Consider the following 23,953-nt stretch of genomic DNA (forward strand, 5'->3'; position numbering starts at 1 on the left):
AGGGAACAGTGCAACCAGGTGGGCTTTCCGCGGACTACGTCGTCGTCGGCTCGGGATCGGCCGGCGCAGTGGTGGCCAATCGGCTCAGCGCCGATCCCGGCACCACGGTGGCGCTGCTCGAGGCCGGTCCGCCGGACAAGAACAAGTTCGCGCACATCCCCGCGGGGTTCGCGAAACTCTTTCGCTCCGAGGTGGATTGGGACTATCTCACGCAGCCCCAGCCGGAGCTGAAGAACCGCGAGATCTACTGGCCGCGCGGCCGGATGTACGGCGGCTCGTCCTCGATGAACGCCATGATGTGGGTCCGCGGCTTCCGTGCGGACTACGACGAATGGGCGCTGCTGGCCGGTGACGAGTGGGGCTTCGCCGCGGCCGTCGAGCAATTCCGCCGCATCGAACGAGTCGAGGACGCCCAATATCCCGACGAGGGCACCGAGGGGCCGCTGCACGTCTCCCGTCAGCGCAGTCCCCGGTCTCTCACCGCCGCCTACTTGGCCGCGGTCAAAGAGGCGGGCTATGCCGTCGAGCCGCCGAACCGTCCGCAGCCGGAGGGGTTCAGCGAGACCATGGTGACCCAGCGCGGAGGTCGCCGCTGGAGCACCGCCGACGCGTACCTGCGGCCGGCCCTGCGCCGTCCGAACCTCACGGTGCACAGCGAGGCGCTGGCCACCAGGGTGCTGTTCGACGGCACGCGCGCCATCGGCGTGGAGTACCGCCGAGGCGGCGCCGCGCACACGGTGACCGCGCGGCGCGAGGTCGTGCTGTGCGGCGGCGCGATCAACACCCCGCAACTGCTGATGCTCTCGGGCATCGGCGACCGTGACGAGCTGACCCGCTGCGGCATCGAGGTGCGCCACCACGCGCCCGAGGTGGGGGCGAATCTGCAGGACCATCTGGTCGCGGCCCTCGGCTACGGCGTGGCGGGCGATTCGCTGTTCGGCGCCGAGAAGCCGCGCCAATTGCTGGACTACCTGATCCGCCACCGCGGCATGCTCACCTCGAACGTCGGCGAGGCGTACGGGTTCGTACGCAGCAGGCCGGATCTGGACCTGCCCGACTTGGAGCTGATCTTCGCGCCCGCGCCGTTCTTCTACGAGGGCCTCCAGGACCCGACCGAGCACGGAGTGGTCCTGGCTTCGGTGCTGCTGCGCCCGCAGAGCCGCGGCCGGATCGCGCTGTCGGCTGCGGACCCGTCCGCCAAGCCGGTGATCGATCCGCGCTACCTGTCCGACCGCGCGGGCGCCGACCGCGCCGCCATCATGGCCGGACTGCGGGTGTGCGCCCGCATCGCCGCCGAGCCGTCGATGAAGGCGGTGCTCGGTCCGCTGATCTACCCGCCGCAGGCGCCCGCCGAGCCGGAAGCCGCCCTGGAGCTGACGCTCAACTCCTATTCGCACACGCTCTACCACCCGGTCGGCACCTGCCGGATGGGCGCCGATGCCGCCAGCGTCGTCACGCCGCGGCTGGAAGTGCGTGGCATGCAAGGACTTCGGGTCGCCGACGCCTCGGTGATGCCGCTGATCATCCGCGGCCACACGCACGCGCCCACGGTGTTCATCGGCGAACAGGCGGCCAAGTTCATCCTCGCCGGATAGGGTTCGCGCCGGTCACTGAGCCGTCACCTTCGCTGCGTGGCTTACCACCGAACACTCTCGGCTCACGACGCGATGGACAGTGCCAGCGATGCGGCGGCCAACGCCAGGTAGGGCAGCGGGTATCCGATATGCGCGTACCACCGCGCCCGGATCACGGTCAGCATCGCGCCGAGGAAGTACACGACCAACCCGGCGGCCGCGGCCACGCCGATCGGCGGCACCACGAGACCGATCAGCAGCCCGGCGCCGCCGACCGCCTTGATGACGGCCAGCGGCGACAGCCACGACTCGGGAACCCCGTACGCTCGCATGTTCGTGCGAACCCACTCGGCCCGAACGACATCGATGCCCGCGGCGAGCAACGCGGCCGCGGCCGCCAGCACCGTGGCGACAACATAGGCGATGACCATACGAAATACCCTTCTGTCCACATCACGCCCGGTCGGCGACGGTGGTACGGCGGCAGGGTGACGCCGCGCCACGGTCACCTGGGCGCTGTCGAATCCGTCATCTCGGTGACGGGCGGCGAAGCAGAAAGGTGACGGATGCCCACCGATGAGGTGCTGACGCGGGAGTTCGAGTCGCAGCGCGACCACTTGCACGCGGTCGCCTACCGCATGCTCGGCTCGCCGGCCGAAGCCGACGACGCGGTACAGGAGACGTGGCTGCGACTGGCCCGGCACGATGTGGCGGAGGTGCGGAACCTGCCGGGCTGGCTCACCACGGTCGTGTCCCGGATCTGCCTGGACATGTTGCGCGCCACGGCGGCGCGGCGCGAGGATCCGCTCGACGACGTGGATCGGCTCGAGGACGACGACAACGAACCGGAGCGCGAAGCGGTGCTCATCGAGTCGGTCGGACGCGCGCTGCTCGTGGTGCTGGACCGGCTCGGACCCGACGAACGGGTCGCGTTCGTCCTGCACGACCTGTTCGCGGTGCCCTTCGACCAGATCGGGCCGATCGTCGGCCGCACGACGGCGACCGCCAAGAAGCTCGCCAGTCGCGCCCGGCAACGTGTGCGCGGTGATGGCGCGGCCCCAGCCGATCTCGCCGCGCAGCAGCATGTTGTCGACGCGTTTCTCGACGCGGCCCGCGGCGGCGATCTCGACCGGCTCTTGACTGTTCTCGCACCCGACGTGCTCCGGACCGCCGACCCGGCCGCGGTCCCCGCCGGTCTGCCCGCGACGGTGCGCGGCGCGTCGGCAGTCGCGAGGGAAACCGTGTTGCTGCGCCGCCGCTCGCGGCTGGCGGCGCTCGCACTGGTCGACGGTGTCGTGGGCATCCTCGTCGCGCCGCACGGCCGGCTCCTGCTGGCGCTCACGGTCGCCGTGCGGGGCGATCGAGTCGCCGCCTACGAGGTGATCGCCGATCCCGCCCGCCTGCGGCAGCTGCCGATCACGATGCTACCCAGGTGATCTCGGCAGCTACAGACATCCGAACGGGCCAGCTCCGGTGCGAGGTGAATCGGCCCCGTAACCGAACGCGAGAGGCCGGAAGCGAACCACTGCGTCCGTCCTCTTGCGTTCGATCAGCGCGTGACCGGGTCCCGCTCGCCATTGGGCGCGGCCAGCTCCGTCATCCTGCGTCGCCGGAAATCCCGTGGTGTCTCACCGAAGCGCGCCTTGAACGCCGAGGAGAACCACGCCGGGGTGAATCCGGCGCGGACGGCCAGCTCCTGGATGGGGACTTCCTCGCGCGCCGGATCCTCCAGCAGATCGCGTGCGGCGCGCAGTGCCTCGTCCCGCCGCACGTCGCGGTAGGTGGTGCCCATGTGGTGCAGCACCGACCGCAACTGCCGGGGCGACCAGCCCAGCGCGTGCGCGACGGCGGGCAGCCGCAGGTCACCCCGTCCGACGTTGGCTCGCACGTACTGCCGGACCTGCGCGGCGATCTGGGCGTGATGGGCGCGCTGCGGATGGTTGTCCCCGAGCGCGATCAGGCACAGCAACTCGGCGACGCGATCGCAGACCGCGTTGAACTCCCGGTCGGAGAGGTTCTCCTGTTCGGCGTGGGTGCTGCGGATCATGGCCTGCGCCACCCGGCCGAGGCCGGAGTTCAAGTCGATCGTCATGCTCCGCTCGGCGACGGGTCCCACGCGGTGATCCAGTTCCGCGCGCGGTACCTGGAACGCGTACGCGGACAACAGCGGAATGTGTAACTGGCACAGGTCGTCCAGTGCGGTCACCGCGGCCTGACCGGAATTGGCCCGCATCACCTCATCCCGGTACCGAACCGAGTACACGCCCTGTTCGGGGACGACGACCCAGTAGAAATCGTCGCACGGCTGATGGCGGATATTCGTCCGTGTGCGATAGGACGTACTGCTGCCTCGCTGCTCCCAGCGCAGCAATCGATAGACAGCCGATTCCTGAACCGTGAGCCCCGAATACCACCGGTCGGGATCCCGGTACTCATAGTCCATCGGAACGAAGCTGTTGGCGATCGTGGTCCACGACTTCGGATCGCTCGCGGTCACGCCATAGCACTCCATGGTGACAACCTATCGCCGCCGGTTCACCGATGTCCTATTGTCCACCAACACGTTACGAACCGCTCGCCATTCCACGCGGTGCGCCCGGCCTGGTCGCGAACCAGCAGTGTGCCCATCCTGTGTGACCGTTCACAGCGACGCGTCGACCGGATCCCGTGCTCTCACAGAACCCGTGGATCGGGTCCGCGACGAGGATCGACCGATTAGTGTGAATGCGCTGCACACCAATGTGGGCGGAAGGGAGTCGCCAATGTCCGTCGACAGTTCGGCCCGGCCGAGTCTCACCCTGTCGGGGAAGCCGATGTCGTCCCCGTTGAAAGACGTCCGCAGGCTGTCGCGCCAGATGGTCGGCCACTTCGTCGAGAACGTCATCCCGTGCGGCACGCTGCCGGGCGACGCCATCTCCGGTGACGTCACCACCATCACCCGCGTGTGCCTGGAGCTGGCGGTGAGCATGCTGGACGGACAGGACCTGCCGGAGAAGCTCCAGCGGCTCGGGGATGCCGCGGCGGGGTGGGCGCGCGAGGGCGTGCCGATCGACACCATCCACCACTCGATCCACGAGGGCTTCAAGATGGGCCTCGACCTCGTGGTCTCCCACGCGTCCATCAAGGACTACGACAACCTCGTCGACGGCGCCAAAATGGTCGTCGAGATGCTCGACATGATCAACTCGGCGGTCTCCATGGCCTACGTCCGCGAGCTGCGGGCAGTCGTCAGCGAGCACCACACGGCGGTGCACACGCTGACCTCCGCGCTGCTGGGCGGGCACAGCACCGCCACCATGGCGCGCGAATGCGGCATCGCCATCGCGTCCTCGTATGCCGTGCTGGCCGTGGCGATTCCGCCGCATCGCGAGGAACGCAACCCCATGGTGGACGGCAAGGTGGTCGCGCGCAGGAAACTGCGCCGGGTCCAGGCCGAGCTGGCCACCCGGTGCGGCGAGGCCGCGCTCTCGCTACTGAGCGTGGACGGCGGCACCGTGCTGATCCCGACCGGCCACCTCGACAACGAGCAGCTGGACGCACTGGTCACCCAGCTTTCGCACGCCGCGCAGGTCGGTATCACCGCCACCATGGTCGAGGCCACCCCGGCGCAGATCCCCACCGCCGCCGACCAGGCGCACGAACTGCTCGACATGGTGCACCGGTTGCAGGCGGTGGCCGGCCTCTACCGCTTCGACGAGCTGGCGCTGGAATACCAGCTGACCCGGCCGGGGCCCGGCCGCGAATACCTCGGCTCCCTGCTGGACCCGCTGGACGCGCACCCCGAACTGCTGGAGACGCTGCAGCGGCACATCGCCAACAATCTCAACCGGCAGCGCACCGCCCGGGTGCTGCACGTGCACACCAACACCGTGGACTACCGGCTCAAGCGGATCGGGCAGCTCACCGGTTTCGATCCGACGCAGCCGTCGGGCCTGTGGTATCTGCGTTCCGCACTGGTGGCGCGCACGTATCACATCAGCTGATCGCGAGACGGCAGACCATCGCAGGCCGCGCGCCGGTGCGGACCAAGGAATCCGCGCCGTGGCTGTGCTCCCATGGGTTCATCGGCACCGGCTGTCGGCTCATTCCGTGGTGGAGGTGGATGCGCGGAGGCCGAGTACAGCCGCCAGGGCCTCGTGGTGGTCCAGGGTGTGATGCGCGGCGGCCTGCATCGCCGCCGCCAGCTCGAGCTGGCTCTCCAGGGTCTGTTGCCGGCCCTCGCGCAACAGCCGCTTGGTCATGCGCAGCACCTGCGGCGGGTTGACACAGATCCGAGCGGCGAGTCGACCTGCGGCGTCGAGTAGGTCACCGGGCTCGACGACTTGCGAGACCAGACCCCATTCCAGAGCAGTGGCCGCATCGATCGCTTCCCCGGTGAACGCCATCTCACACGCTCGCGCCATCCCTACGGCGCGCGGCAGCAGCCAACTCCCACCGTCACCGGCGACGAGACCGACCTTGACGAAGCTCTCGGCGAACAGCGCGGTGCTCGACGCGATCCGCAGATCACACAGCAACGCCAGATCGCAGCCCGCACCGACGGCCGGGCCGTTCACCGCGGCGATGGTAGGAATCTCACAGTGATACAGCGCCTTCGGAATGCGCTGAATACCATGCCGATAACCTTGTCGCAGCTGTGCCGGGTCTCCCCCGAACATCCCGGATCGATCGCGCATCTGCTTGATGTTGCCGCCGGCGGAGAACGCGGATCCGGCGCCGGTGAGGATCGCAACCCGGAGGCTGTGATCACGATTGGCCGCCGTCACGGCCGCCTCGAGGGCGGCGATGGTGTCCTCGTCCGATATCGGATTGCGGGCCACGGGATCGTTCAGCGTCCAGGTCACAACGTCGCCGGCACGATCGATCAGCAGGGGTTCATTCACACTGGTCTCCAGAAGAACTTTCGGACAGGACAATACGGACATCGACCGGGACGATGCGCGATCCGGTCGCGATGACCGGGTTGAGGTCGAGTTCTACTATCTCCGGGTGCGCCGCGACGACATCGCCGAGGCGTACCAGAAATCGAGCAAGCTCGTGTCGATCCACTGCCGGCAGGGTGCGGTAGCCGTCGAGCAGACGCGCCGCGACCGTTTCGTCGATCATTTCCCCGGCCTCGCGCTCGGTGCAGGGGGCGGCGCGGAACGTGACGTCGCGCAGCGCCTCGACGAGCACCCCGCCACTGCCGAAGGCGACCACAGGGCCGAAGATCGGGTCGCGAGTAGCGCCGACGAGCAACTCGATTCCGGGCTCGGCCATGGGCGCGACGACCAAGCCGTCGATCTCGGCACCGGGCACCGCACCGGTGACCGAGTCGATGATGGCGCGGGCCGCGTCGGCGGCATCGGCAGCCGTCACGTCCAGCCGCACACCCCCCACGTCGGACTTGTGCACCACCTGCGGTGACACCACTTTGAGAGCGCAGGAACGCCCGTAACCGGCGACGGCGGCGACAACCTCCTCGACAGTCCGCGCGAAGGTCCATCCGCCGGTATCGATCCCGGCATCGGCTAGCACGCGGCGAGCCGCCGGCTCTCCGAGCAGGCCAGTGCCCGCGATCCGTCCAGTGCCCGCGCCCTGGGGGGCTGGCAACGGAAGCCGCAGCCCCGCATGGTCGTCGGCGCCGGACAACACGCGACCGCGGCGGTCCAACGCCGCCACCACCCGCACAGCATGGTCGATCGAAGCGAGTACCGGCACTCCGCCCGCTCGCAACCGATCGTGGTTGGCGATGTCCGCACCGGCGTAGCAGCTTTGGATCAGCAGGGGAAGGCCGTGCTCGGCGGCGAGGCCGAGCAACCGGTCGGCGGTAGCGTCCTCGAGTTCGCGCAGACCGGGATCGAACCGGAGGTGGTAGCCGCCATACAGACCGATGATCAACACCAGCCCGACGTGCGGGTCGCGCATGAGTACCTCCGCGGCCGCCGCGAACACCCGGGGATCCGCGTCGGTCGCACCGGCCACGTCGACCGGATTGCCTACCGCCGCGGCATCCCCCAGCAGAATGCGGAGCTCCCGCTGTGTCTGCGCCGTAAGCCTCGCGAGCTCGATGCCGCGGGCAGCCAGCGCGTCGGCGGCGAGGGTGGCGTGGCCGCCGCCATCACTGAGGATCACGACCTTGCGACCGGGCTCGATCGGCCGGCAGGTGGCCAGCGCACCGGCGACGACGGCGAGTTCGTCGGACCGATCGACCAATTCGACACCGGCCTGCCGCAGCACGGCGGTCGCGACCGCATCCGAACCCGCGATCGACCCGGTGTGCGACTGCGCGGTCCGGCGCCCCACCTCGGAACGTCCGCCCCGCAGCATGACGATCGGTGTGTCCGGCACCACCGCCGCCGCCGCGGTGAGGAATGCCCGGCCGTCGACGAATCCCTCGCAATGGACCGCCACGACGCCGGTTTCCGGCTGGCGAGCCAGTTCGGTGAGACACTCGTCGTACCGGACGTCGGCTTGGTTGCCCAATCCGACGTAGGCATGGAAACCCGGCCCCTTCGTCACGTTGTTGTCGTTGACCAGCGACAGCAGCATGTTCCCGCTCTGGGCGACCACACTGATGGGCCCCTTCGGAACATTCGGCAGCCCAACGAGATTCGCGCCCGAAGAGACGTTCAGCGTTCCGGACGTGTTCGGCCCGACCACCCGTATGCCGGTCTCGGCGATGGCGGCCGCCAAGGCTTCGTCGAGGTCGGCACCGGTCGAGCCGACCTCGGCGAATCCGTTCGCGAGCACCACGGCGGCGGCGATGCCGACCGCCGCGCACTCCCGCAACGCCGCGGGAACTGCGGCGCCTGGCACTGCGATCAGCGCAACATCGATACCGAAGGGCAGCTGGTTGATCGCCGGATACACCTCGAAGCCGAGCAGTCGCCCGCCTTTCGGGTTGACTGGGTAGACGGGATAGGCGAAACCGGATTCCCGCAGCGACCGGACGGCTTGATATCCGCGCTTGGTCACAGTGGCGGAAGCGCCGACGACGGCAATCGACCGCGGATCCAGCAACCGTTGCAGGGACGTGCGGTGGCCGATGTCGGTGCGCTCGTCGAGGGTGGTCATGTCTACTTTCCTTCGAACACGGGAGTACGGCGTTCGGCGAAGGCCGCCACGCCTTCGGCCCAGTCCCTGGTCGCCATCAGCTCCAGAATCTGCCGTGGCTCGGTTTCCAGCGCGACCTCGAGCGGATCGTCCCGGCGCAGGGCGGCCTTCATCCGCGCCAGCGACATCGGCGCCTTGTCGGCCAGCGATCCGGCGAGGCTGTTGGCCGTCTCGAGCAGAACGTCGCCCGCGACGGCGGCGTAGGCCAAACCCCACTCGTGAGCCTGCCTGCCGGTGCAGCGCTCGCCCAGGATGAGCAGGTCGGTGGCCCGGCGCAGGCCGATCAGCCGGGGCAACCGGTGGGTGACTCCGCCACCGACGAATGTTCCGATGCTCACCTCGGGAAAACCGAGTTGCGCGTCCTCGGCCATGACGAGAAAGTCGGCGCTCACCGCTATCTCCGCCCCTGCGCCGAGCGCGTAGCCCGCGACCGCGGCGACCACCGGGGTGGCCATCGTCTGGATCTGCTCGCACACGCGCTGGGCGAGCCCGAGGTAGTGCTCCTGTTCCGCGGCCGTCCGCGAGGCGGAATGGTGCGCCTTCAGATCGGCGCCCACGCAGAAGGCGCGACCGGAGCCGTGGACAACGACGCAACGCACCGCCGGATCGGACTCGGCGCCGACCAGATGACCGAGCAACGCTTCGTACAGCTCTTCGGTCACCGCGTTCAGCCGCTCTGGCCGGTTCAGCGTCAGCGTTGCGGTGGCACCGGATCTGTGCACCAACACCGTGGACATAGGTTCACTCCCTCGTGCTGTGGGTCAACGCCCTCACTATGCCATACAAATTGCATTGTCTATCAAATTTGCAAATCTACTTGCACTCTACTGGGCGGCGGTGTTCCATAACTGAGCATCAGTTACCCGGGTCACAGCCCACGGTCTTTGGGAGGCATCGTGCCCACCGCAAATCTGAAGCCCACCATCAACACTCGCCAGCTGACGATGATCGGCATCGGCGGCGTCATCGGCGCAGGCTTGTTCGTCGGCAGTGGCAAGGCGGTCGCGGCCGCGGGTCCGGGCATCGTCCTGGCCTATCTGCTCACCGGACTCGTGGTGATCCTGGTGATGCGCATGCTCGCCGAACTGGCAACAGCAAGTCCCGAGACCGGTTCGTTCTCGAGTTACGCATCGCGGGAACTCGGCGCGTGGGCGGGCCTGTCGGTCGGCTGGGTGTATACCTATCACTGGTGCGTGACAGTCGCTTTCGAGGCCATCGCCGGCGGAGCGATCGCCAACCAGTTGCTCCCGGCGCTGCCGACGTGGGCGTTTGCCCTCCTCTTCATGAGCGCCCTGACCGGCGTGAACCTCGCCGCGGTGAGTTCGTTCGCACGTTTCGAGTACTGGTTCGCCCTGATCAAGGTCGCGGCGATCGTGGTCTTCATCGGCATCGGCATCGCGGCGATCTGTGGCGCGTTTCCGCACTACAACGCTCCGGGAACGACGAACCTGCTCGGCCAGGGCGGCTTGTTCCCGAACGGATTCACCCCGGTACTGGCCGCATCGCTGACGGTCTTCTTCTCCTATTTCGGTACCGAGCTGGTCACCATCGCCGCCGGTGAGGCCGCCGATCCGGTGAACGCGGTGCGCCGGAGCATGCGCAGCGTCGCCGGTCGCATCCTGGTCTTCTATGTCGGTTCGGTCCTGGTGGTCGTCACGCTGCTGCCGTGGAACAGCGCGCAGATCACCGAAAGTCCGTACACCGCGGTGCTGAATTCGCTGAAGATTCCAGGCGCGGGAACCATCATGAACGTGATCGTGCTCACCGCTGTGTTGTCGTGCCTGAACTCGGGGCTGTACTCCTCTTCCCGAATGCTGTTCTCGCTGGCACAGCGCGGTGAGGGACCACGACTGTTGGGGCGCACCAACCGATCCGGCGTTCCGGCAGCCGGTGTGCTTGCGGCCGCGAGCGCCGGCTTCCTCGCCGTGGTCGCGAACTACTTCCTCCCCACCGGCGCAGTCTTCAGCTTCTTGCTCAGCTCCTCGGGCGCCGTCGCGGTGGTCGTCTACCTGTGTATCTGCGCGACCCAAATCGCCGGTCGGCGCCACCGCACCGCCGCGCAGGCCGCGGCGCTACCGGTGCGGATGTGGGGCGCGCCGTATATGTCGTACGTCGTCATGCTCGCACTGCTGGCCATCGTGGTGGGGATGGTGTTCGGATCCAGCACCCGGACCCCGCTCGCGCTGACTCTGGTGGTGACGACCGTCGCTGTGGCCGCCGGCCTGCTGCACCAACGCCGCGCCGTCCGGATCGCGGCGGCGCCTGCGGCAAATCAGGCGTCAGCAGAACGTACTCAGACCGTATCGGCCGAGTAGACGCCGAACTCGCGCAGCAATTTTTCCTCCTCCAGCAGCGTCTCACGTACCTCGTGACCGAGGACGTGCGCCACCGCGCCGGCCATCGCCTGGACTACCGAGGTGAAGGCGGTCATCGAGCGCAGCACACTCGCGCTGGATGCCTCGACATACACAGTGTGCTGCGCCGACGCCGCCAGCGGCGATACGGCGGTGTCGGTCAAGGCCACGACGTGGGCGCCGCGCTGGCGGGCCCACTGCGCCGCGCGGACCGTGTCGAGGCTGTAGCGGTGGATCGACATGGCCACGAAGCAGTCCCCGGCTCGGACACGACGCAGCTCGTCGGTCAAAGTCCCCCTTGTTCCGGTGACGGTTGCCACGTTCTCTCGTAACAGACCCAGGAGGTAGCCCAGCAGATAGGCCGGGGCGTGGCACTTCCGCAATCCCATCACGTGCACCCGCGGCGCCCGCGCCAGCCGGTCGATGACGGCCTCCCAGGTCGCTTCCTCGATGGCGGCGAAGGTGCGGGCAATGTTCGCTTGATCCAGTACCACCGTGTTATCGATCAGCCCGGCTCCCTGGGCCACCAAGTGCTCGAGGTTGTCGAATCGGCGCAGCAGCTGCGCCTGTTCTCGCAACCGCTCCTGGCACAACCGCGTCAGGCCGGGATATCCCTTGAGCCCCAGACCGTTCGCGAACCGCACCACAGTCGCCTCGTTGACCCCCACCGCACTCGCCAACTCGGACACGGTCATGAACGCCACCGCTTCCGGGTCGGACAGCACCCGCTCAGCCAGCTTCTTGTGCGATACCGACAGCGAACCCCACCGGGCGTGGATCTCGGTCACTAGCTCGCCGAACGTCGTCGGACCCGCCATCGACTCCGCATTCGCGCCCACCGAGTCCTCCTTCGGCATCCACCACCAGCGATCGTTTTCCAATCTAACCGACCGGCCCCGCGGCACCCCTGGCCGAATCACCGGAATCGACATTGCGATCTTTTGGACGATCGTCCAATCCGGACACCGGCACTTACGTGTACTCGTCGCCGACTCGAATGAGGTTAGGTAATCGGGACCGCCGCATGGACGCCGAAGATCCGGAATTGCATGGCGCGATAGGGTATACCGGATTCCGCCCACTCGCTCACGATCATGCCGAACGCACCGTCGAACCTGCTGTCCGGATGGACGTAACAGCCGTACAGGCGGGGCACGATATCCGGGCCGCCCGGCGCCCAGAACGAGCCTTTCACGGGCCGGTATGTTCGCGCCGTCCACCAATTGTCGGTGATCCTCCCGGCGACTTTGACGAACGCACCATAGGCTCCGGCGTCGAAACCGGACATCACCCAGTTCCCCTGAATCCGGCGTAGCCCGATCTCTCCGAGCCTGGTGCCGTCGGGCAGGATGCCGAATCGCGGGTCGCTGCCCGGGTCCCGGCCCCACCCCCAGTTCTGGCCGTTCCAGCCCCAGCCCTCCCAGGCGGCCGGGTCGGTGAGCGCGGCATGATTCTCGCGCACCCGCCACAGCAGCATGTTCTTGTTCCGAACGAGCCCTCCGGTGGAGATGACGTAGACATAGCCGTCACCACCGCGCTCCCAGGAGATCATGATGCGTTTGCCGCCGAACGCGCTGGTCGACCAGCGAACCCCACTGTCGGTCCAGCTCTCGCCGTTGTCGTCGGAATACCGGATCTCGCACCATCGCTCGTTACCCAGACCCTGGGTGACCATCACCCACAAATAGATCCGGCCGCCGATGGTGATCGCGTCGCAGGGCAGGACCGTGGAATACTCCGGATTGTCGTGGACGTAATCCCAGAGCTGCCGAGCGCCGCGCGCGGCCGACTGGAACTCGATCGGTCTGGACATATCGTGCGTGTTGCTTCGTAGCAGCATGGGCGAACGCCAGTTCGGCCCGCCCACTCTCGGCTCAGTGCCGGAAAACGTGTCACCGGGCAGGAACCCGATGTCACCGGTGGGCATCCGGAACGGGATGAACAGATCGGAGCCGCCGATGTCGGCCATCGGGAGCGGATTCAGATTCTTGATCTTCATAGCCGGATCCTGTCGATTCTCGGTGCGTCGCTTCCCAGATCGGCTCGTAGGCCCGCACGATGGCGTGCCTACCCAACCAGTATCAGAGGTCGGTAACCGCAGCGTTGCCCGTTCGGGCGAATCTTCTTGCGCGACGCGCCGGAAAGACTCCGTATGCGGCAATGACGAAGACCCGGTCGCGCGATCACGTTGTCGTGCTGGGATCAGCAGTGGTCGTCGGCATCCCCGCCGCCGCTGCGGTGGGCGGCGAACGTCACGGCCAGCGCCTGTCGATCGAGCTTCCCCCGCGGTGTACGCGGCAGGCTGTCCACGGTGAGAATCTGCACCGGCATGCTGGGACTCGGCAGCGTCGCACGCAGCCGCCGCCAGATCTCGCCGGTGCTCGGTGCGGCGTTGTCCACGACGATCGCGGCCGCGGGCGCCTCCCCCATGCGCGCGTCCGGCACGCCGATGCAGGCGGCTTCCGCGACACCCGGTATCGCGGTGAGCGCCGCTTCGACGGCGGCGGGTTCCACATTGAGTCCGGCCCGGATCAGCATCTCGGAGTCCCGGCCGAACAGGTACAGGCGGTCGCCGAGCACCCGGCCCCGGTCGCCCACCGTCATCCACCCGTCCACGGGGCCGTCGACCACGCCGTCCGCGGTGAGGTAGCCGCCGAACAGCTGTCGCTGCGGACAAATACCAGGCCGTCCCGAATCCGCGCCTCGACGCCGTCGAACAGTTCTCCCGCCGAGTTCTCCTCGGCGGCCCCGAGCCCGCGGTCGAAGGACACGAAACTCAGTTCGGAGGCACCGTAGAAGTGCACGAGCGAGGAGTTCGGCAAGACCTCCCGTAACGCTCGACGTCCCGTGCGCGGCCAGCGGGCCGCCGAGGACAGCACTTCCCGGACGCTCTCGATCGGGCCGATACCGGCCCGCACCACGTCCCACGCGATCGTCGGCACCGAATACAGATGTGTCGCACCGTCGGTCAGCGCCTGGACGACCGGCCGCAGATCGACCGTCGCGCCCCGGGTGAGAGCATGCAACGCGCCGTACAGGAAATGTGTGTGGTCGAGCACGCCGGGCACCGACACGCGATCGCCGGCGCCGATGTCGAACGTGCGGTCGGAGCGATCCAACGTGGTGGCCCACGATCGCTGGTCGCGCACGAAGAGTTTCGGCTCGCCAGTAGTACCGGAAGTAATGCCCACCAGCAGTTCGCCATCCGGCTGCGCACCGCCGGCCACGCCATCGGATTCCAGTGTGGCGGCGGTCCGCACGTTCCCCTCGAATCCCAGCCTCAGCAGCCGCCGATGCTGATGCGGCGCGGCCACGACCGCTGCGGGCTTCGCGAGTTCCAGCACCCAGCTCAGCTGGGCGGGCAGTAGATGGCGGTGCAGCAGTACCACACTCACGCCCGTGTGCATCGCCGCCGTCACCACCACCAGCGATTCGATATCGGAGGTGGGCAGCACGGCGATTCGGCGCATACCGTGGATCCCCGCGGCGGTGCGGACGACCCGGGACCAGAACTCGCGGTAGTCGATGTGCTCGCGCCGGGCGAGCACCGCGGTCGCGCCCGGGTTCTCCGCGGCCTGTCGGGCGATCCGTGCGGCCAGTAGGTCAGGCATCGTCGACTCCCCTCGCCGCGAGGGCGTCGCCCATCGCGTCGGCGGTCCGCAGCGCCCGCACCAGTGTCGGCGTGACCAGCGCCGTCATCGACCACTGCAGTCCGCGGGCCCGCCGCGCCTCGGCGACGTCGTGCACGATTCCGGCCAGCAGCGGGACACACCGGATGGCCAGAGCCAGTAGCAGACCGATGCGCTCGGGATCGACGCCGAACCTGCGCAGCGGCCCCAGCGCTCGGGTGACGGCGTCGAGCAGGTCCGTCACGCGCGTGGTGAGCGTGACCAGCGCCGCGAGCGCCACCGAGATCACCAGGACACCGCACACCACCACAGCCCGCGCCGGGGACGTGATGAACACCTGGAACACCGCGATGAGCGCCACCATCCACGCCAGCGGACGCAACTGCGCCGAGACGACTCGCCACGGAATCCCGGCCACCGCGAACGATCCCGCCACCATCACCGCGGCGATCAGGACCTGAAGCGGGCTGCGCACGAACACCGTGGCCGCCACGATCGAAACGAGCAGCAGCACCAATTTGGGTCCGGCGGGCATCCGGTGCAGCGGCGAATCGCCCGGACGGTAGACGCCGATCATTCGACCGAGGCCCGGTACGCCGGGACGGCGTCGGAGGGAGTGCCGTCGAACGCCACGGCACCATTGTCGATGACGATGACGCGGTCGAAACCCTCCAGCAGTGACAGCTGATGCGTCACCACGATCACCTGCTGATCCACCGCATCGAGCGCCTCCGCGATCAGCCTGGCGTTGCGCAGATCCAGCAGCGTGGTCGGCTCGTCGGCCACGATCACCTCCGGCCTGCGAATGAGGACGGCGCCGATAGCGAGCAACTGCTTCTGACCGCCCGACAACAGGTGCGCGGGATGCTCGGCGTGGTCGGCGAGCCCGAACCGCTCCAGGATCTCCCGGACCCGCGCTGCGACCTCCTGTTTGCTCAGGCCCGTTCGCCGCAGCGAGAAAGCGAGATCCTCCGCGACCGTGGGCATCACGATCTGCGTATCCGGGTCGGTGAACACGAACCCGACCTTCCGCCGCACCTGCGCGCCTTTGCGGGCGGCGTCCACGCCGTCCACCGTGACCGTACCTGCGGTCGGCGTCAGCAAACCGTTGATCATGCGCGCCAAGGTGGACTTGCCGGAACCGTTGGCGCCGATGATGCCGACGCGGCGCTCGCTGATCCGCAAGTCGATGTCCTGCAGCACCTTTCGGTCAGCGAAGCGGTGGGAGACCGAGTCGAAGACGATCGAACTCACGACACACGCTCCACGAGCACTGCGATGCCCTGGCCGCCTCCGATGGCGCAGGCCGCGAGCCCGAGCGCGGGTCCGTCCGCGCACAGCATCTGGCCGGCCAACCGCACCAGCAAGATGGCTCCGGACGCTCCCCACGGATGTCCCATCGCGATCGCGCCGCCCTGCGGGCAGATCTTGGCTTCGTCCAAGCCCAATTCGTCCGCCACCGCCAGCACCACCGACGCGAACGCCTCGGTGATCTCGATGACGCCGAGATCGGTAACGTCGAATCCGGTGCGGCGCAGCAATTTCCGTATCGCGGGCACGGGACCGAGTCCGGGCAGCGCTGGATCGGATCCGGCGACCGCGCAACCGAGTATCCGCAACGCGGGCAGCCCCGCGGCCATTGCCTCGCTGGTGACCGCCATTGCCGCGGCGCCGTCGGAGATTCCACACGAATTGCCCGCTGTTGCCGTGCCGTCGACGCCGAAACTTGGGCGCAGCCGCGCGAGCCGGGTCTCGGTCATGCCCGCACGGATGCGCTCGTCCCGGTGCACGTCACCGATCGCCACGATTTCCGCGGAGAAGTCGGCCGCCGCGGCGAGGGTGTGCGAGCGTGCCGCGTAAGCGTCCTGCCGTGCGCGGCTGATGCCGCGTGCTCGGGCGAGATCATCGGCGGCCACTCCCATGCCGGGATCGGGAAAACCTTCTGGTGCGAAGGGAGCGCGGGTGTATCGCACGGGGTCGGCGTCCGCGACCGGTGGCCAGAAGCGCCATGGCGCGGTGCTCGCCGACTCGACGCCTCCGGCCAGGATGAGTTCTTCCGCGCCGCTGCGCACGCGCGACGCGGCCTGCATCACCGCATCCAGGCCGGACCCGCACTGCCGGTCGACCGTGACGCCAGGAACGTGCACGCCCAGACCCGCCCGCAATGCCGCGATCCGGGCCGGATCGCCGCCGGGTCCCAGGCAGTTGCCGAGGACGACGTCGTCCACCTCGGCGTCGATCCCTGCACCGCGCACCGACGCCAGTACCTCGCGCAGCACGGGAGCGGCCAGATCGGTGGTGGTCAGATCGGCGAATCCGTGTCCCGCGCTGCCGATCGGCGTGCGACGCGGCGCCACCAGAACGGGGACAGGCGTCATGTCAGCAAGTCTTTCAGCTGCCCCCTGGCGACTTTCCCCGCGGCGGTCCTCGGCAGCGCCGGAAGCGGCACCCACCGACGCGGCATCGCCTCTTTCGCCAGCACCCGCCGCGCTCGCGCCCGGATCTCGTGGAGTCCGGCCAGGCCGTCCAGTTGCACCGCGGCCGTGACCGTTTCACCGAAAACGGCATGCGGCGATCCGATCACGGCCGCGGCGGCGATTCCGTCGAGCGTCTCCAGGATGCGCTCGACATCCTCGGCCAGCACCGTGGTGCCGCCCACGTTGATCGCGCAGTCGCCCCTGCCCCGCACCGTCAGCGTGCGGTCGGCCCCGAGTTCGGCGAGGTCACCGACGCCGAACCACTCGGGCGCACCGAGCACGGTGTAGGGGGATCGGACGTAGAGCAGTCCGCCGCGCACGTCGGCCTCGACTCCGTCGAGCAGCCGCATCGGCTCGGGAACACGCCGCGCCGCCACGAGCGAGACTTCCGAAGACCCGTAGTACTCGACGACCTCGATGTGGTCGGCGGCGGCCAGCGCACCGTCGTCCACCGCGATGCCCGCGACGATCGCGGTACGCAGGCGCGGGCAGGTACGCGCGACCTCGCGCAACACCGCGGGGACCGCATGCACGACGGTGGCCCGCGTCGGGTCGTCGGTGACGCACGCGCCGCGCCACAGCGCATGCAGCGCGCCGAAGAGATGCATGGTCGCGTGCAACGGGCCGGTGATCACTACGCGGTCGGTCGGCGCGACGCCGGTGATCGCGGTGAACGCCGGGAAGCTGTCGTACCAGGAGGCGGCCGTCCGGGCGAGCGGTCGCGGACGCCCGGTCGACCCCGACGTCGCCACCAGCAGAAACGCCGAAGGCGGAATGCTCGGCCGGTGCGGACGGGCGTCGGGATTCTCGACCATCACCGGGATGCCGCGCCGAGCCGCGGCACAGACACAGATCAACGCGTCCGGAAACGAGAGGGCCGAGGCGTCATAGACGGTCGCGTCATCCTGCTGAGAGATCCACTGCTCGATCGCCCGGTCGAGGTCGCGATACGTGTGGGTACGGCCGTCGAAGTCGAGGGCAGGCTGATCGCCCGCGCCGCCGAGTTCGGGACTAAGCATGGATCAGGCCGGGGTACGCGCGGTGGACGCCCTTGGCCACCACCGTCGCGACGACTACTTTCGCCAGGTCGCCGGGAATGAACGCGGCATTGGTCGAGATCGCGGCCCCGATCCCCAGATCCGTGCGCAAGGCCAGCCCGGCGATGCCGCAGAGGTAGATGACCAGCATGCCGCCGGCGGCATTGATCAGCAGGCCGAGCACGAGGGGGTATTTCGGCAGGATCCGGGCGGTGAGCAGCCCGATGAACAGCGCCGCCGGAATCCAGCCGACCAAGTATCCGGCACTGGGCCCCGCCAGCGCGGTCAACCCGGTGCGGCCGCCGGACAGCAGCGGCAGACCGATCATCGTGAGTGCGAGGAAGACCAGCACCGCCGCCGTGCCCTTGCGCGCCCCGAGCACCGCTCCGGCCAGGATGACACCGAGAGTCTGCACCGTGATCGGCACGCCGCTGAACCCGACCGTGATAGCCCCGGGCAGACCCAGTGCGGCGATCAGCGCCGCGAAAACGGCGATCTGCGCCATATCGCGCGCCGAAATGCCAATTCTCGACTCCCGAGAGTTCTCGACACCCTCCACGACAACCCTCCGCTACAACTTGAACGACGTTCAAGATAGCAGGCCCAGGGTGAAGGTGCGCGGGCCCGGCTCCCGCGAAGTAGAGGACGAGACTGTGACCTTGTCCCCTACCGCCGGGGCGGGATCCGAGTGATGGTCGAGCGGCAAGCGACGGTACGTATCGAGGAGGCTCAGCATGATCACCGCGGAGACCGTCATGCGCCCGGATGTCGAGTGCATCAACGTACGCGACACCATGGACTTCGCCGCCCAGCGGATGCGCCAGCTCGACGTCGGCGCACTCCCCGTCTGTGATGGCGAAGGCCATCCGGTCGGGATCGTGACCGATCGTGACATCGTCGTGAAGGTCGTCGGTGTCGGGTTGAATCCCAGGACGACCACAGCTGGGGAACTCACCCAGGGCGCGGATCGGATGCACACCGTCGACGTCAGCGCGGATATCAGCGACGTTCTCGCGTGTATGACCGAGTTCCGTATCCGCCGGCTTCCGGTAACCGCGCAGGGTCGGCTCGCCGGCATCATCACCGAGGCGGATCTCGCGCGACAGCTGCCCGAGCATCAAGTCGGCGAATTCGTCGAAGCCATTTGCGCCGCCAATCTTCCGACTCCGGGCGAGACCACCTCCTGACGCGGCTGTCCGGCGAGTGCGAAGAATTGCCTCCCGCCGCAAGCGTTCTCGAGAGATGATCAGTGGTGCCACACGTGTGCTGGTGCGGCACCAACCGGACGCTCCGTCGCGCTCATGTGCCGGAAAGCGGGAGGGGGAGAACATGTTCGTTCAGCTGATGGTCCTGGCGGCAGTGGCGGTGGCGATGTCGGGGTGCGCCACGTCGATACCGGATCAGGAATCGGGCAGTGCGACGACGCAGCAGACGCCTGGGTCCGGCGCAGGCGTGCCCGGCCTATCGGGCACGCCTGGTTCCGGTGCCCCACCGGACCCTGGAGTGCCCGGGCTACCGGGTAAAACCGATGCCGGTAAGGCGGCGGGCGCGCCCTTCCAGATTCCGGGGTTCACCGAGCTCCAGGGCGTCCCGATCGTGGTGGTCCAGCAGCAGGCGGTGCAGGCGATCGAAAAGGCATGCAAAGGCTGCGTCGACGTCGACATCGCGCAGGACGATACCGACACCCAGCGCAGCGTTTGCCAATACAGCAGTTTCCGTGGCGCGAAAGTGAATTCGGAACCGAACGAACAGTCGCCCAACGGGTCGCTCATCCTGACACCCGGCTCGACGCTGACGCTGCTCACCGGGACGCTGGCCCCGCAGAAACTTCCCTGCGGCGAAGAAGGCTACGAGCCGAAGGAGATATCGGAAACCGGCTCGCCCACCGAAACAGGCTCGCCCACCGAAACCGGCTCGCCGACCAGGACCGTCTCCCCCACCGAAACCGGCTCGCCCACCGAGACGGTGACGAGCAAGCCCCGTGTCACAACCACCAGCTGACCAGGCGCCGACACCCCCGACGGGGTCGGCGTTCGACGGGTTCACCCATGTCGCGAGATCCATCGGCCAGCTGGTGGCGCCGACAACGCTGCTGACCGCCGTACTGTTCTACTTCGGCTGGGCGCACGTCTACTGGTTCTTCAACTACTTCGGTGTCGACTCGACGACGCTGAATCCGAGCATCCGCGAGTACCTGATGCGCACCGTCGACACGCTGTACGTGCCGCTGATTTTCGTCGGTCTCATCGGCATGGCCGTGCTGTGGGGGTATATCTCGCTTCCGGATTCGATTCGCAGCCGCCAACCCTCGCGATGGGCCACCGCCGTGATCGCGGTGATCGCCGCTGCGGTCCTCGTCAATGGGGTGTCGCGGATATATGTGGTGACCCCGCTCAACAAAGGGCTATGTGTGGCGCCGCTGTCGATCATCGCCGGCGTGCTGGTGTTGTGGATGCTGGTCGTGCTGCGCCGCAAACGTCTGCGGGAACGCCTGCCCACGACCGCACCCCCGCCGTCGCAGGCGGCCACCGTGGCGGAATGGACGATCCTGTTCATCATGGTCGGTATCAATTTGTTCTGGATCGCTACCGACTACTCCGTCGCGGTCGGGCAGACGCGGGCGCGGGAATGGGCCGCGCAACTGTCCACCAGTTCCCACGTCATCATCTACAGCGAAAAGGACCTGCACCTTTCCCGATCAGATGTCCGCACGACGGCCTGCGGTACGGATGGCAGCACCGGTTCGGCCTACCGATTCCGCTACGACGGACTGGTGCCACTCAGTCGCATCGGTGACCACTACGTCCTGGTTCCCCGGACATGGACGCGCGGGCACGGCGCGGCCATCGTCCTGCCCGCCCAGAGCCCAGGAGCGATCCGGTTCGAGTTCCGGGTTGCGGGCGACTCTGCACCCGCCACCTGCTGAAACGGCCCACCTCCGCAGTGTTGGATCAGCAAGAATGAGCGGCAACTCAGTGTGGCAGGCCGAGTCCGTCGGCCAGCACCGGCCACGACTTCTTCAGTGCCTCTTGCCAATACCCCCATGAATGGGTTCCGGTGGGCTGGAAGTCGTAGGTCGCGGGGATCCCGAGTGCGTTCAGGCGGTCACGCATGTTGTGCGTGCACCAGTTCACCGCCGCCTCGATGACACCGCCCAAGACCAGCTGGTTGAGATAGCCACGCGGACCGGGCTGCATGTGTGTGCCGTTGTAGGTGTCGTACATTCCGGGCACGCCGGTACCCGTGGACAGGAACAGGCGTAGTCCGCGTAGCTGCTCGGCGTGCACGTAGGGATCGTTGGCCGCCCACATCGGGTCGCCGGGCGGGCCGTACATGTTGCCGGTGTCGCCGCCGCCCCAGCTCTCCACGGCCAGCTTCACGAACTCGCGTCCGAGTGGATCGCTGAGCTGCGCGCAGCCGCTGTAGGCCGCGACCGCCTGGTACAGACCGGGTTTCGCGATCGGCAGCTGGAGCACCGAGGTTCCGGACGTCGACAGCCCCGCGATGGCGTTCGCACCGGTCGTGCCGAACTCCGCGCCGATCAGCGGGGGCAGTTCCTCGGTGAGGAAGGTCTTCCACTTGTACAGGCCGAGTTTCGGGTCGGGGGCGCGCCAGTCGGTGTAATAACTCCAGCGACCGCCGACGGGTTGCACGACGTTCACGTCCTTGTCGGCGAGGAAGCGCAGCACGTCGGTGTTCTTCTGCCAGGTCGCGCTGTCCTGGCCACCGCCGCCACCGTTCAGCAGATACAGCGTCGGCCGCGGCGCTGAGCGATCGGCCGGGCGCAGCACTTTCACCATGATGTCCTGCCGCATCGCCGCGGAGTACACCCGCAACTGCACGGTGCGGTCGTCCTCGGCCCATCGGCCGGTGATCGATGACGGCGGGTCCGCTGTCGCGCTCGGTGACGCCGCAACCACCCCGAACAGGGCCACGACCGCCGCGATGGCGGGTATCCAAGGGCGGCAGAATTTCTCGTTCCGTGTCATAGCCGGATGCTCCTGTTCTGGTCGGCGCACGCCGTGGGTCGACACCCCGGCGCCCACCGAGCGGCGGGTGCGAAGGTCCGCTCGGTGGGCTCACCGCCACGCGCCGGGATGTGCGCGCCGGGACAGGGGCGGGTTCGAGGGGATCCTGTCCCGGCGAGCAGCGAACGCGAGGCGGCCGGTGCCGCCGTCGAGCTGGCGCGGAGTCGGGCACAATGCACGCCGCGCGACGAAGGCACGTCTATCGGGTGGTCAGAGCGAGCCTCCGCCGCCGATCAGCCAGGGGTTGAAGGTGCACTCCAAGGTCGGGTGGCCGACCGGGTCCAACGCACGCAATGCGATGGACAGCGCGCGCGGCGAGTACATGATGGTGAGGTGGTCGGACACGTCCTGCTCGCATCCGTCCTGCAGGGTGATGTTCTGCACCGACACACCAGGCGCCGCCTTCAAGAAGGTCAGGTCGTAGGGGTTGGTGATCTCGTCGTAGCGGCTGCCCACGATGGTGTAGTCGACACCGGGAATGGTGTCGCCGTTCTCGTTGAGCTTGTTGACGAAGTCCGAGCCGATCGTCTGCTGGATTCCCGCGTGGCCGACGAAGATCTCGATGAATCCGAGGATGTCGATGCCGAAGTTGTTGATCCCCCGGCCCAGCGCGCCGATGCCGATCAGGCTGGTGCCGTGGTGCGTTGCGCCGTAGGTGACCAGATTCTTCACTTTGGCGGCACCACCTTCGAACTTGGTGTACCAGTTCGACATCGAACCGCCCTGGGAATGCGCGACGATGTCCACTTCGGACGCACCGGTCGCGGCCAGCACCCGGTCGACGAACGTGGCCAGCTGCTTGGCCGAATCCTGGATATAGCCGGTTCCCATCACGCCGGGGAGCACCGAACCGAGACCGCCCCCTTCGAGGAGGTTGGACCGGCCGTAGTTGACGGTGAACGTGCAGAAGCCCGCGTCCTTGATCGGCTGGCCCATGAACGCGAAGCCGTTGTAGGCGTTCATCCAGGTGCCGTGCACCATGACCACCGGGCGCGGATGCTCGGCCGTCGGCTTGCAGTTCCAATCGTTGGCACCGGGCGGGGCGGCGTCCGGATGCGTCAGCCCGTAACCGAACGCGGCCAGCCACGACGTCATCGGCGGCCCGTAACCCACGGTGTCACTCGCGAATCCGCCGGAGGACCCCGAACTGCTGCCGGACCCGCCGTAGCAGTCTCCGGAACCGTTGCCGGACCCCGCGCCACTGCCCGACGTGCACGCCGAGCCGGTGCCCGCGCTGCCGGTGCCCGCGCTGCCCGAGTCGGCGACCGGCGCGGTCTTGCGACCGGCGGCGATGTAGTCCGCGAGCGTCTGCTCGGTCGGCCGCTCCTGCGGCGCCGCGTTCGCGCCGACGCCGGTCGAACCGACGGCGAGCACCGACACACTCAGCAGCACCGCCGCGATAGACGAGCGCCCGTAGGTACTTCGTTTCATTACATGCCTTCCTGCAGAACCACGGTGTTCGAGGGCCGGTACCGTTCGTGCGGGTCGAGGGGACCGAAACTGCGCCAACGCTAGAACCGCGCAACGCGACTACCCACGCGGAACGATCGGGTCTGGAGACCTCACGAATGCCTTTGGCGCGGCTAGGGATACGCCACAAGACAACGACAATTGCCGGAATTGCCGAGCGATAGGGCAGGCAGCACAAAAAGACCGCGGCGAAACGGTGAATTCTCCAGATCACCAAGCGATCACAGTTCCGCATGGCGCGCGGAGGCATCATGGATAAACCTGCACCTCGCCGTCGGTGGCCATCCGA

At 67.9% G+C, this 23,953-nt stretch carries 21 protein-coding genes and 1 pseudogene; 7 read left to right on the forward strand and 15 right to left on the reverse strand.

Going from position 1 to position 23,953, the window contains the following annotated elements; all coding sequences use genetic code 11:
* The first annotated feature begins 8 nt into the window (after nt 1–8).
* On the forward strand, nt 9–1,595 hold the full coding sequence (locus AB0M45_RS05810) for a GMC family oxidoreductase N-terminal domain-containing protein (protein WP_364323665.1): 1,587 nt from the start codon (nt 9–11) through the stop codon (nt 1,593–1,595).
* 62 nt (nt 1,596–1,657) lie between these two features.
* Here AB0M45_RS05810 and AB0M45_RS05815 read toward each other — a convergent pair whose 3' ends face one another.
* Complete coding sequence (locus AB0M45_RS05815) at nt 1,658–2,005, reverse strand: DoxX family protein (RefSeq protein ID WP_364323344.1); 348 nt, start codon at nt 2,003–2,005, stop codon at nt 1,658–1,660.
* Nucleotides 2,006–2,140: 135 nt separating this feature from the next.
* On the opposite strand from AB0M45_RS05815, the gene AB0M45_RS05820 reads away from it, so the two are divergent.
* Nucleotides 2,141–3,010: a sigma-70 family RNA polymerase sigma factor gene (locus AB0M45_RS05820; RefSeq protein ID WP_364323346.1), complete on the forward strand. Its 870-nt coding sequence runs from the start codon at nt 2,141–2,143 to the stop codon at nt 3,008–3,010.
* A 113-nt stretch (nt 3,011–3,123) separates the two neighbouring features.
* Here AB0M45_RS05820 and AB0M45_RS05825 read toward each other — a convergent pair whose 3' ends face one another.
* Nucleotides 3,124–4,071 (reverse strand): AraC family transcriptional regulator, encoded by a 948-nt coding sequence (locus AB0M45_RS05825; protein ID WP_364323348.1) that lies wholly within the window; start codon nt 4,069–4,071, stop codon nt 3,124–3,126.
* Between the two features lie 265 nt (nt 4,072–4,336).
* Between AB0M45_RS05825 and AB0M45_RS05830 the strand changes: the two genes are divergently transcribed.
* The gene (locus AB0M45_RS05830; protein ID WP_364323350.1) at nt 4,337–5,557 is read left to right on the forward strand and encodes a helix-turn-helix domain-containing protein; all 1,221 of its coding nucleotides are present in this window, start codon (nt 4,337–4,339) and stop codon (nt 5,555–5,557) included.
* Between the two features lie 99 nt (nt 5,558–5,656).
* Here the strand turns inward: AB0M45_RS05830 and AB0M45_RS05835 are convergent, their stop codons facing one another.
* The 3 genes from AB0M45_RS05835 to AB0M45_RS05845 are packed head-to-tail and all read right to left on the reverse strand — an operon-like array spanning nt 5,657 to nt 9,406.
* A complete protein-coding gene (locus AB0M45_RS05835) occupies nt 5,657–6,457 on the reverse strand; it encodes a crotonase/enoyl-CoA hydratase family protein (protein WP_364323352.1) in 801 nt (266 codons plus the stop codon).
* The gene (locus AB0M45_RS05840) at nt 6,450–8,630 is read right to left on the reverse strand and encodes an acetate--CoA ligase family protein (RefSeq protein WP_364323354.1); all 2,181 of its coding nucleotides are present in this window, start codon (nt 8,628–8,630) and stop codon (nt 6,450–6,452) included. Before AB0M45_RS05840 ends, AB0M45_RS05835 begins: the two co-directional genes overlap by 8 nt.
* A 2-nt stretch (nt 8,631–8,632) precedes the next feature.
* Complete coding sequence (locus AB0M45_RS05845; RefSeq protein WP_364323356.1) at nt 8,633–9,406, reverse strand: enoyl-CoA hydratase/isomerase family protein; 774 nt, start codon at nt 9,404–9,406, stop codon at nt 8,633–8,635.
* Between the two features lie 159 nt (nt 9,407–9,565).
* On the opposite strand from AB0M45_RS05845, the gene AB0M45_RS05850 reads away from it, so the two are divergent.
* On the forward strand, nt 9,566–10,984 hold the full coding sequence (locus AB0M45_RS05850; RefSeq protein WP_364323358.1) for an amino acid permease: 1,419 nt from the start codon (nt 9,566–9,568) through the stop codon (nt 10,982–10,984).
* Here AB0M45_RS05850 and AB0M45_RS05855 read toward each other — a convergent pair.
* The 8 genes and pseudogenes from AB0M45_RS05855 to AB0M45_RS05890 form a co-directional block, all read right to left on the reverse strand.
* Nucleotides 10,963–11,955 carry a MurR/RpiR family transcriptional regulator gene (locus AB0M45_RS05855; RefSeq protein WP_364323360.1) on the reverse strand — a complete coding sequence of 331 codons (993 nt, stop codon included), beginning with the start codon at nt 11,953–11,955 and terminating at the stop codon, nt 10,963–10,965. The genes AB0M45_RS05850 and AB0M45_RS05855 overlap by 22 nt on opposite strands.
* A 71-nt stretch (nt 11,956–12,026) precedes the next feature.
* Nucleotides 12,027–13,022, reverse strand: coding sequence for a DUF4185 domain-containing protein (locus tag AB0M45_RS05860; protein WP_364323362.1), 996 nt, complete (start codon nt 13,020–13,022; stop codon nt 12,027–12,029).
* A gap of 203 nt (nt 13,023–13,225) precedes the next feature.
* Nucleotides 13,226–14,634 (reverse strand): annotated as a pseudogene (locus AB0M45_RS05865) (AMP-binding protein).
* Nucleotides 14,627–15,229 carry an energy-coupling factor transporter transmembrane protein EcfT gene (locus AB0M45_RS05870; protein WP_364323364.1) on the reverse strand — a complete coding sequence of 201 codons (603 nt, stop codon included), beginning with the start codon at nt 15,227–15,229 and terminating at the stop codon, nt 14,627–14,629. Before AB0M45_RS05870 ends, AB0M45_RS05865 begins: the two are co-directional and overlap by 8 nt.
* On the reverse strand, nt 15,226–15,906 hold the full coding sequence (locus AB0M45_RS05875) for an ABC transporter ATP-binding protein (protein ID WP_364323366.1): 681 nt from the start codon (nt 15,904–15,906) through the stop codon (nt 15,226–15,228). The genes AB0M45_RS05870 and AB0M45_RS05875 overlap by 4 nt, the downstream gene beginning before the upstream one ends.
* Nucleotides 15,903–17,030, reverse strand: a complete 1,128-nt coding sequence (locus tag AB0M45_RS05880; RefSeq protein WP_364323368.1) for a thiolase family protein — start codon at nt 17,028–17,030, stop codon at nt 15,903–15,905. Before AB0M45_RS05880 ends, AB0M45_RS05875 begins: the two co-directional genes overlap by 4 nt.
* On the reverse strand, nt 17,027–18,148 hold the full coding sequence (locus tag AB0M45_RS05885; protein ID WP_364323370.1) for a synthetase: 1,122 nt from the start codon (nt 18,146–18,148) through the stop codon (nt 17,027–17,029). The genes AB0M45_RS05880 and AB0M45_RS05885 overlap by 4 nt, the downstream gene beginning before the upstream one ends.
* Nucleotides 18,141–18,725, reverse strand: a complete 585-nt coding sequence (locus tag AB0M45_RS05890) for a biotin transporter BioY (RefSeq protein ID WP_364323372.1) — start codon at nt 18,723–18,725, stop codon at nt 18,141–18,143. The genes AB0M45_RS05885 and AB0M45_RS05890 overlap by 8 nt, the downstream gene beginning before the upstream one ends.
* Before the next feature lie 175 nt (nt 18,726–18,900).
* Between AB0M45_RS05890 and AB0M45_RS05895 the strand changes: the two genes are divergently transcribed.
* The 3 genes from AB0M45_RS05895 (at nt 18,901) to AB0M45_RS05905 (ending at nt 21,092) form a co-directional block, all read left to right on the forward strand.
* Nucleotides 18,901–19,353 carry a CBS domain-containing protein gene (locus tag AB0M45_RS05895; protein ID WP_364323374.1) on the forward strand — a complete coding sequence of 151 codons (453 nt, stop codon included), beginning with the start codon at nt 18,901–18,903 and terminating at the stop codon, nt 19,351–19,353.
* Between the two features lie 409 nt (nt 19,354–19,762).
* Nucleotides 19,763–20,167, forward strand: coding sequence for a hypothetical protein (locus AB0M45_RS05900; RefSeq protein ID WP_364323376.1), 405 nt, complete (start codon nt 19,763–19,765; stop codon nt 20,165–20,167).
* Nucleotides 20,148–21,092 carry a hypothetical protein gene (locus AB0M45_RS05905; RefSeq protein ID WP_364323377.1) on the forward strand — a complete coding sequence of 315 codons (945 nt, stop codon included), beginning with the start codon at nt 20,148–20,150 and terminating at the stop codon, nt 21,090–21,092. The genes AB0M45_RS05900 and AB0M45_RS05905 overlap by 20 nt, the downstream gene beginning before the upstream one ends.
* A 46-nt stretch (nt 21,093–21,138) precedes the next feature.
* Here the strand turns inward: AB0M45_RS05905 and AB0M45_RS05910 are convergent, their stop codons facing one another.
* Nucleotides 21,139–22,155, reverse strand: a complete 1,017-nt coding sequence (locus AB0M45_RS05910; protein ID WP_364323379.1) for an alpha/beta hydrolase family protein — start codon at nt 22,153–22,155, stop codon at nt 21,139–21,141.
* Nucleotides 22,156–22,404: 249 nt separating this feature from the next.
* A complete protein-coding gene (locus AB0M45_RS05915) occupies nt 22,405–23,625 on the reverse strand; it encodes a lipase (protein ID WP_364323381.1) in 1,221 nt (406 codons plus the stop codon).
* Between the last annotated feature and the right edge of the window lie 328 nt (nt 23,626–23,953).

Origin of the sequence: Nocardia sp. NPDC051787 (assembly GCF_040681325.1) — a bacterium.
Taxonomy (GTDB): Bacteria; Actinomycetota; Actinomycetes; order Mycobacteriales; family Mycobacteriaceae; genus Nocardia.

Excerpts from the sequence above, each read along its gene's own strand:
- AB0M45_RS05820 (WP_364323346.1), top strand. The coding sequence starts at position 2,141 with ATGCCCACCGATGAGGTGCTGACGCGGGAGTTCGAGTCGCAGCGCGAC.
- AB0M45_RS05895 (WP_364323374.1), top strand. The coding sequence starts at position 18,901 with ATGATCACCGCGGAGACCGTCATGCGCCCGGATGTCGAGTGCATCAAC.
- AB0M45_RS05885 (WP_364323370.1), bottom strand. The coding sequence starts at position 18,148 with ATGCTTAGTCCCGAACTCGGCGGCGCGGGCGATCAGCCTGCCCTCGAC.
- AB0M45_RS05870 (WP_364323364.1), bottom strand. The coding sequence starts at position 15,229 with ATGATCGGCGTCTACCGTCCGGGCGATTCGCCGCTGCACCGGATGCCC.
- AB0M45_RS05815 (WP_364323344.1), bottom strand. The coding sequence starts at position 2,005 with ATGGTCATCGCCTATGTTGTCGCCACGGTGCTGGCGGCCGCGGCCGCG.
- AB0M45_RS05860 (WP_364323362.1), bottom strand. The coding sequence starts at position 13,022 with ATGAAGATCAAGAATCTGAATCCGCTCCCGATGGCCGACATCGGCGGC.
- AB0M45_RS05880 (WP_364323368.1), bottom strand. The coding sequence starts at position 17,030 with ATGACGCCTGTCCCCGTTCTGGTGGCGCCGCGTCGCACGCCGATCGGC.
- AB0M45_RS05845 (WP_364323356.1), bottom strand. The coding sequence starts at position 9,406 with ATGTCCACGGTGTTGGTGCACAGATCCGGTGCCACCGCAACGCTGACG.
- AB0M45_RS05910 (WP_364323379.1), bottom strand. The coding sequence starts at position 22,155 with ATGACACGGAACGAGAAATTCTGCCGCCCTTGGATACCCGCCATCGCG.
- AB0M45_RS05855 (WP_364323360.1), bottom strand. The coding sequence starts at position 11,955 with ATGTCGATTCCGGTGATTCGGCCAGGGGTGCCGCGGGGCCGGTCGGTT.
- AB0M45_RS05830 (WP_364323350.1), top strand. The coding sequence starts at position 4,337 with ATGTCCGTCGACAGTTCGGCCCGGCCGAGTCTCACCCTGTCGGGGAAG.
- AB0M45_RS05840 (WP_364323354.1), bottom strand. The coding sequence starts at position 8,630 with ATGACCACCCTCGACGAGCGCACCGACATCGGCCACCGCACGTCCCTG.
- AB0M45_RS05915 (WP_364323381.1), bottom strand. The coding sequence starts at position 23,625 with ATGAAACGAAGTACCTACGGGCGCTCGTCTATCGCGGCGGTGCTGCTG.